This window comes from Chryseobacterium kimseyorum, assembly GCF_025971945.1.
GTDB lineage: Bacteria > Bacteroidota > Bacteroidia > Flavobacteriales > Weeksellaceae > Chryseobacterium > Chryseobacterium kimseyorum.
The window spans coordinates 206,662-214,495 of record NZ_JAPDHW010000007.1 but is presented as its reverse complement, the minus strand read 5'-3'; the positions used below and the strand labels follow the sequence as shown (position 1 = coordinate 214,495).

The 7,834-nt window shown below is 36.6% G+C and carries 5 protein-coding genes; 4 read left to right on the top strand and 1 reads right to left on the bottom strand.

What is annotated here, in order from left to right:
• Positions 1-499: 499 nt before the first annotated feature.
• Positions 500-2,563, bottom strand: coding sequence for a TonB-dependent receptor plug domain-containing protein (locus OMO38_RS11930; protein ID WP_264750400.1), 2,064 nt, complete (start codon positions 2,561-2,563; stop codon positions 500-502).
• Between the two features lie 326 nt (positions 2,564-2,889).
• Here OMO38_RS11930 and OMO38_RS11925 point away from each other — a divergent pair, with 326 nt between their 5' ends.
• The 4 genes from OMO38_RS11925 (at position 2,890) to hppD (ending at position 7,806) form a co-directional block, all read left to right on the top strand.
• The gene (locus OMO38_RS11925; RefSeq protein WP_264750399.1) at positions 2,890-4,077 is read left to right on the top strand and encodes a homogentisate 1,2-dioxygenase; all 1,188 of its coding nucleotides are present in this window, start codon (positions 2,890-2,892) and stop codon (positions 4,075-4,077) included.
• Between the two features lie 201 nt (positions 4,078-4,278).
• Positions 4,279-5,553, top strand: coding sequence for an acetyl-CoA hydrolase/transferase family protein (locus tag OMO38_RS11920; RefSeq protein WP_264750398.1), 1,275 nt, complete (start codon positions 4,279-4,281; stop codon positions 5,551-5,553).
• Positions 5,554-5,662: 109 nt separating this feature from the next.
• Positions 5,663-6,445, top strand: a complete 783-nt coding sequence (locus OMO38_RS11915) for a hypothetical protein (protein ID WP_264750397.1) — start codon at positions 5,663-5,665, stop codon at positions 6,443-6,445.
• 230 nt (positions 6,446-6,675) lie between these two features.
• Positions 6,676-7,806, top strand: a complete 1,131-nt coding sequence (gene hppD / locus OMO38_RS11910; protein WP_264750396.1) for a 4-hydroxyphenylpyruvate dioxygenase — start codon at positions 6,676-6,678, stop codon at positions 7,804-7,806.
• The last annotated feature ends 28 nt before the right edge of the window (positions 7,807-7,834 follow it).

Sequence of the window (7,834 nt, the reverse complement as noted above, 5' to 3'; positions counted from 1 at the left end):
TCATTCGTAAATGTATTTTCAAGCTTCGCGAAGCAAATTTATTTGCCTTTGCATCCCTTAAAATTTTCAAATACATTCAATAATCTTTGCGTTTAAAAAATCATTATTAACTGTATTTTCAAGCTTCGCGAAGCAAATTTATTTGCCTTTGCATCCCTCAAAATTTTCACATGCATTTAAAAATCTTTGCGTTAAATAATCATTCGTAAATGTATTTTCAAGCTTCGCGAAGCAAATTTATTTGCCTTTGCATCCCTTAAAATTTTCAAATACATTCAATAATCTTTGCGTTTAAAAAATCATTATTAACTGTATTTTCAAGCTTCGCGAAGCAAATTTATTTGCCTTTGCAATACTCAAACTCATACGCAAAGCAAAATAATCTTTGCGTTTAAAAAATCATTCGTAAATGTATTTTCAAGCTTCGCGAAGCAAATTTTATTTGCCTTTGCAATACTCAAACTCATACGCAAAGCAAATAATCTTTGCGTTTAAAAAATCATTTCAAATTATACTTCACACCCAAAAACCCTCTAATTCTCTGCATCGGCGCATATCCATATGTCGTATCAAAAGTATAGTTGTTCGGATTATTAATCGGATCATTCACATTATTATCAAACGGATCAAAAGGTCTCATTAACGGATCTCTCGGCGTAAAATTGAATAAATTCTTTACTCCGCAATACACTTCAAACCCTGAATCAAACGCTTTTGAAACCTGAATATTTGCTACAGAATACAACGGAGAATATTCCGGTCGGTAATCATTCGGTAAAACCGGTAACCGCATTGGTCCGTAAAACTGTCCGGTAAAATCTATGGCAAGATTACTTTTAAATTTATAGGTTAAATTATACGTTCCACTCCATTTTGGCGCGTGGAGTTGACGTGATTTTTCTCTTTCATCATCAAATTTCTGATAAACATCGAGATAGGTAACTCCCAGGTTTACACTTAAAGGAAAACTGAAACTGAAATCAATGTTCATCGAAGCACCTCTTGAAATTCCGTAGCCGTTTAAATTATCATAAATAATTTTATCGGGTTGAGAATCAAAATCACCGACAATTTTATTACTGAAATAGGTGTAAAAAGCAGAAGCATCAACGTTAACCAAACGGTCTCCGACAGGAATTTTCCAGACGTAATTTAAATTTCCGTTGATGGATTTCTCAGGTTGTAAATTCGACTGAATCACCACCTCACGCGAACCCGTCAGCGCCGCATGATCTTCGGTAAATAAATTCACCACCCTAAAACCCGTTCCAAAATTGAATCTGAAAGTATGATAAGGATTCGGCGAAAATTTCCATGCAAAACGTGGAGAATGTACAGAATGGTGAATCTTATCGTAATCAAGACGGTAACCCAGCAAAACCGTATTTTTTTCATTAATCTCCCACTGATCCTGAATAAACGTTCCAAAAATCGGCGACTTCATCGGCTGATTGGTGACTTCATCCGAACCCAGTGTTCCGGGAGTATTGTCATCATAAAATGTCTTTTTGAAAGTCAAGCCCAGAATAAAATCATGGTTTCCCAGTTTTTTGTCCCAGTACGTTTGCGCAAAGGCGACTTTCTGCAGAGCTTCATAAGGCGTATTTCCGTAAAATGAATTCTGGTCGTGGTAATTGTAAGAAAACTGCGTGAAAATCTGCTCCTTCACCGGCAACTGATACATCCCGAACACTTCTACTCTATTCGTATAAATACTTTCTCCATACACTTCAACGCCGCCACGATGCGATTTATTCCACTGCATTTCACCGCCGAAACGGTCTTCGTACAGGTAACGCAGTGCAAAACTTGCCATTCGGTTTTCTTTTCTTTTAAAATTCCACTTATTAAAAACAGATATTCGGTTCTGGAGCGCAGCATCAGTAAAATCATCCTTATTCTGATCTATTTTTTCATTAAAAGTGAAATAATTTAAACTGAGTAAAGACGCTGCGTTTTTGCCGACATTAAATTTTGTTGAAAGATCCAAATTATTTTCTGCCCACGTTGTTGTCATCAGATTAACACTCAATTTTGGAGCAGTCAGGGCATTTTTTGTAATAATATTAATCACGCCACCCATCGCTTCAGAACCGTACAGCGACGAAGCCGGACCTTTTACCACTTCAATTCTTTCAATCAGACTGTTGGGAATCCCGCTTAAACCGTAAACCGTGGAAAGCGAGCTGACGATAGGCATTCCGTCAATTAAAATCATCGTGTACGGACCTTCCAAACCATTAATGTGAATATCTCCCGTGTTGCAAACCGAACAGTTTAACTGTGGCTGAACACCGTTGACCATTGCAATCGCTTCAAAAACGCTTGGTGTGGGATTTTTCTGAAAAAATTTCTGACTGTAAATTTCCACATTCACCGGACTTTTAGATTTACTTACAGGCTTTATTGTTCCCGTAATCACCACATCGTCAATCAATTTCATTCTTTCCTTTTTTGCAGGAATTTTTACTGAGTCAGAATTTTTATTTAAATCTAAACTATCCTTTTCCTGAGAGTAAAAGAAACCTGAAAAAATTACGGCAAAAAATAATATTCGCTTCATGAAATTAAAATTGTTAGACAAAACTAACATTTATTTTTAGAACAACAAAACTATTTTTATAAAAACACAAATCGAAAATTCAACGAACTCAAAAGTCACAAAAGCATTCTTCGTTTTTAAAGCTTTAAAACTTTGAAAGCAGAAGTTCAAAAAAGCTTTATGTGAAAATTTCCCACGCTTATTTGAACTTATCAGCAACATTCATTAAACTTAATCTTAAGCAATCAACTTTTGTGACTTTTGTGGTTAAAAAATTTGCTGTGAAAAATGTTTCTAAACAATTCATTAAAAAATATTAAATTTGAGAGTCAACATTAAAAAGTAAAATGAGATATCATCATTCGGGAAATATTCCCCCAAAAAGACATACGATTTTTAAATCACCGGAAGACAAGTTCTATTATGAGCAACTATTTGGTACAGAAGGATTTCACGGAATTTCTTCTTTGTTGTATCATGTTCACCGACCGACACAAATCAGATCAATTGGCGAAGCAAAAGACGTGACGCCAAAAATTGCAGTTGATAAAAACGTGACGCCGAGAATGTTTAAAGGGATGAATGTGACGCCTGAAGATGACTTTTTGGACAGCCGAAAGTTTCTTTTGGTAAACAATGACCTTAAAATGGGATTGGCAAAACCGAGAAACTCGATGGATTATTTCTATAAAAATGCTGAATGTGACGAACTTCTTTTTGTACACGAAGGAAGCGGAACTTTAAAAACTTTTGTAGGAAATCTTGAATTCTCAGTTGGCGATTATCTGATTATTCCGAGAGGCACAATTTATCAGGTGGAATTAAATTCTGATGACACCGTATTTTTTGTAGTGGAAAGTCATTCTCCGATTTATACGCCGAAGCGTTACAGAAACGAATTCGGGCAGCTTTTGGAGCATTCTCCGTTCTGCGAGCGAGATATTATCACGCCGACTTTTGTTGAACCAAAAGACGAAAAGGGAGAATTTTTAATTAAAGTAAAGAAAGAAAATCAGATCACTGATTTTATCTACGCAACGCATCCCTTTGATGTTGTAGGCTGGGACGGTTATTTTTATCCTTATAAATTCAATATTAAAAACTTCGAACCGATTACGGGAAGAATTCACCAACCGCCACCCATTCACCAGACTTTTGAGGCGCACAATTTTGTGGTTTGTTCTTTCTGTGCGAGAATGTACGACTATCATCCACTGGCCATTCCTGCTCCGTACAATCACTCAAATATTGATTCTGATGAAGTTTTATTCTACACGGAAGGCGATTTTATGAGCAGAAACCATATCGATTTAATGGATTTCACGCTTCACCCTGGCGGAGTCGTTCACGGACCTCATCCAGGAGCGATGGAAAGAAGCATTGGTAAAAAATACACTGAGGAATATGCGGTAATGGTTGACCCATTCAGACCGTTGAAAATTACTGAGGAAGCGATGAAAGTGGAAGATCCTTCTTATAAAACTTCTTGGCTGGAAAGTGAGGATCATAGTTTGGAGGACAGATCGCAGGAATAGTCTGGCGACTGTCATTTGGCTTCTTGCTTTTAGCATAAAATTTTATGAAAGATATTGAGGATTGAATGTGAGTATTCAATCCTTTTCTTTTTTACAGATTGAGTAAAACATGACAAATATCTCCACCAAAACACCCAGATATTTAGACTGAATCTAAATAATAAAACTTACCTTTAAGATATTAAAGTAAAAAATTTCAATATGTATAATTATATCAGCGCAGAGGAAGCTATTTATACGATTAAAAGTGGGAACCGTGTGTTTTTTCACGGGTCTGCATGTACTCCGAATCACCTGATTGACGAACTGGCAAGACAGTCTCACCGTCTGGATAATGTTGAAATGGTTTCCATTACCCAACAGGGAAATGTGGAGATTGCAAAACCTGAGTACAAGGATAAATTTTTTGTGAATTCACTTTTTGTTTCAACGCCGGTGCGTGATGCTGTGAATTCTGACCGTGGGGATTTTGTTCCGGTTTTTTTAAGTGAAATTCCGATTTTGTTCAGAAAAAATATTTTGCCGCTGGATGTAGCTTTGATTACAGTTTCCCCTCCTGATAAACATGGTTTCTGTACTTTAGGAACATCGGTTGATGTTGCCAGAGCAGCCGTCGATACTGCAAAAATCATTGTTGCCATTGTAAATCCTTTGATGCCGAGAACACATGGTGACGGAATGCTTCACATCAGCAAAATTCATAAATTGGTCTGGAATGAGGAAGAACTTCCAACCGTAGATTACGGTGCAAAAGTAGGCCCGGACGAAATGCTTGTCGGGAAACATGTGGCGGAACTGATTGATGATAAATCGACTTTGCAAATGGGTATCGGAACTATTCCTGATGCGGTTTTAAAATGTCTGGGAAATCACAAAGACTTAGGTGTTCACACCGAAATGCTGAGCGACGGTGTGATCGACTTAATTCAAAATGATGTCATCAACAATAAATACAAAGGCTACAACGATAATAAAACTATTACGAGCTTCTGTTTCGGGACAAGAAAACTGTACGATTATGTAGATGACAACACTGTTTTTTCTTTTGATGACGTGAGCAACGTCAACTTCCCGATTAACATTATGAGAAACAAAAAAATGGTCGCGATCAATTCGGCTATTGAAATTGATTTAACCGGGCAGGTCTGCGCAGATTCCATCGGAACCATGCAGTACAGCGGTATCGGCGGACAGATGGATTTTATGCGTGGAGCCGCTTTAAGCGAAGACGGAAAACCCATTATTGCCATCACCTCAAGAACGAAAAGAGGTGTTTCCAGAATTGTCCCTTTCCTGAAACAGGGAGCGGGAGTTGTGACAACGAGAGGTCACATTCACTGGGTAGTTACCGAATACGGAAGCGTTTATTTATATGGAAAAAACCTCAGACAAAGAGCTCAGGAATTAATTAGTATTGCGCATCCTGATGACAGGGAAATGCTGGAGAGAGCGGCTTACGAAAGATTTAAGCATTAAATAAATAAAAAACTCAATTTTGTTCTGAAAATCTGTACATTTAAATAAAATAGATAATTTTTTTGGCAATCTTTTTGCAGAAAACATCTGTTATAAAAACATTACACATTTGAAGACGATTTATAATTCGATAAAAGAAGAGGTTGTAAAACACCCTAAAGTAGAGGATTCAGTTTTAGGAAAAGTTCACCAGTGGAAGAGAAGCCATTATATTATTCTTTCAGAGATCATTAAAGATGAACTTGCCATATCAGAAGAACTTAAAGATGATAAAAGGTTTGAGTTGGGACTTACCATATCACACATCACTCTGCAACGCTTTTTTGAAAACGATTATCAGGATAAAACCCATAATGATTTGCGCTTTCTAAAGACGCTTGATAAGATTTGTATTTTTTTAGGTTTCAAAGATTTGAATGCGTACATACATCATGTAAGGGAAAATGAAGTTAATGGCAAGGAAGTAAAAGATGACGTTTTCTCAACTGACATTGTTTATCGGTATTGTGAAACAGTTTTTAATCTGTATAAAAATTTCCCTGTCTTAAAACTTGCATTATTTAAAGATCTTGTTTTTGACAATTCACCATTTTTAGAGCGAGCGTCAGAATTCAGCCGTGAGCTTTGCGATAGGCAGTTTGAGCTTGTTACAAAGAATAACCGTTCGAATTTTGAAATCTTTGATGTGAACATCGTTACAGATGAGCCAGACAAAAAAATCTTAGAAACTCAGGAATTCTGGAATCTCCTGTTTAAAGTGGGAGAAACTGGAGAAGAACACTTTGTAAATCAACTCAATACACAGATTTATTTCATTCGCAAAATAGATAATGTCTGGAAAATTTGGGACAATTACAATCCTGACGCCGGAAGATTAAATAATAAAAAATAAAAGCCGTAATCAATTACGGCTTTCTTTGTTAGAAATAATTCTCTTTTCAACATCAAGTTTCTAATACAAATATAGATTAAATAACAAAACAAACTTAAACTTAAATATACTTAAGTGAACTTTAACATATATTAAAAATAACGCAATCGGTTACACAACAATAATGTTTTTAATTATTTACAGGAATTTTGTAATTTGCAATCCATTAAATAAAAGTAAAAATAGAAAATATGTCAACACTTACATTTGCCGAAAAAATTGCTCAAGCTGAGAATTTTTTGCCAATAAATGGTACAGATTACATTGAGTTTTATGTAGGAAACGCTAAGCAGGCTGCTCATTATTACAAGACAGCATTTGGTTTTCAGTCTGTTGCGTACGCAGGTCCCGAAACCGGAGTAAGAGACCGTGCATCTTATGTTCTTCAACAGGGAAAGATCAGATTAATCCTTACTACAGGTCTGAAATCTGACTCACCAGTTAGCGAGCATGTAAAAAAACACGGCGATGGAGTGAAGATTTTGGCACTTTGGGTAGATGATGCCTATTCTGCATTCGAAGAAACTACCAAAAGAGGTGGAAAACCATATTTAGAACCTGTAACTTTGACAGATGAGTACGGCGAGGTAAAAATGTCAGGAATTTATACATACGGAGAAACGGTTCACATGTTTATCGAAAGAAAAAACTATACAGGACCTTTTATGCCCGGTTATAAAAAGTGGGAAAGCGATTACCAACCTGAAGAAGCAGGATTATTATACGTTGACCATTGCGTTGGTAATGTAGACTGGGATAGAATGATCCCGACTGTTGAGTGGTACGAAAAAGTGATGGGCTTTGTAAACATCCTTTCATTTGACGACAAGCAGATCAACACAGAATATTCTGCATTGATGTCTAAAGTAATGTCTAACGGAAACGGTTTTGCAAAATTCCCTATCAACGAGCCTGCTGAAGGTAAGAAGAAATCTCAGGTTGAAGAATATCTTGATTTCTACGAAGGAGAAGGTGTTCAGCACATCGCAGTTGCTACAAAAGATATTATCCACACCGTAACTGAGTTGAAAAAGAGAGGTGTAGAATTCCTTTCTGCTCCACCTGAAGCTTATTACGAATTGGTTCCTGAAAGAGTGGGTCATATTGATGAAGATCTTAAAAAGCTTCAGAGCTTAGGGATTTTAATTGACCACGATGAGGAAGGTTACTTACTTCAGATTTTCACAAAACCTGTAGAAGACCGCCCTACCCTTTTCTTTGAAATCATCGAAAGACACGGCGCACAGAGTTTTGGCGCAGGTAACTTCAAAGCCCTTTTCGAAGCTCTAGAAAGAGAACAGGAGAAAAGAGGAAATCTATAATTTTTTAAACCCAATATAGAGTTTTGTC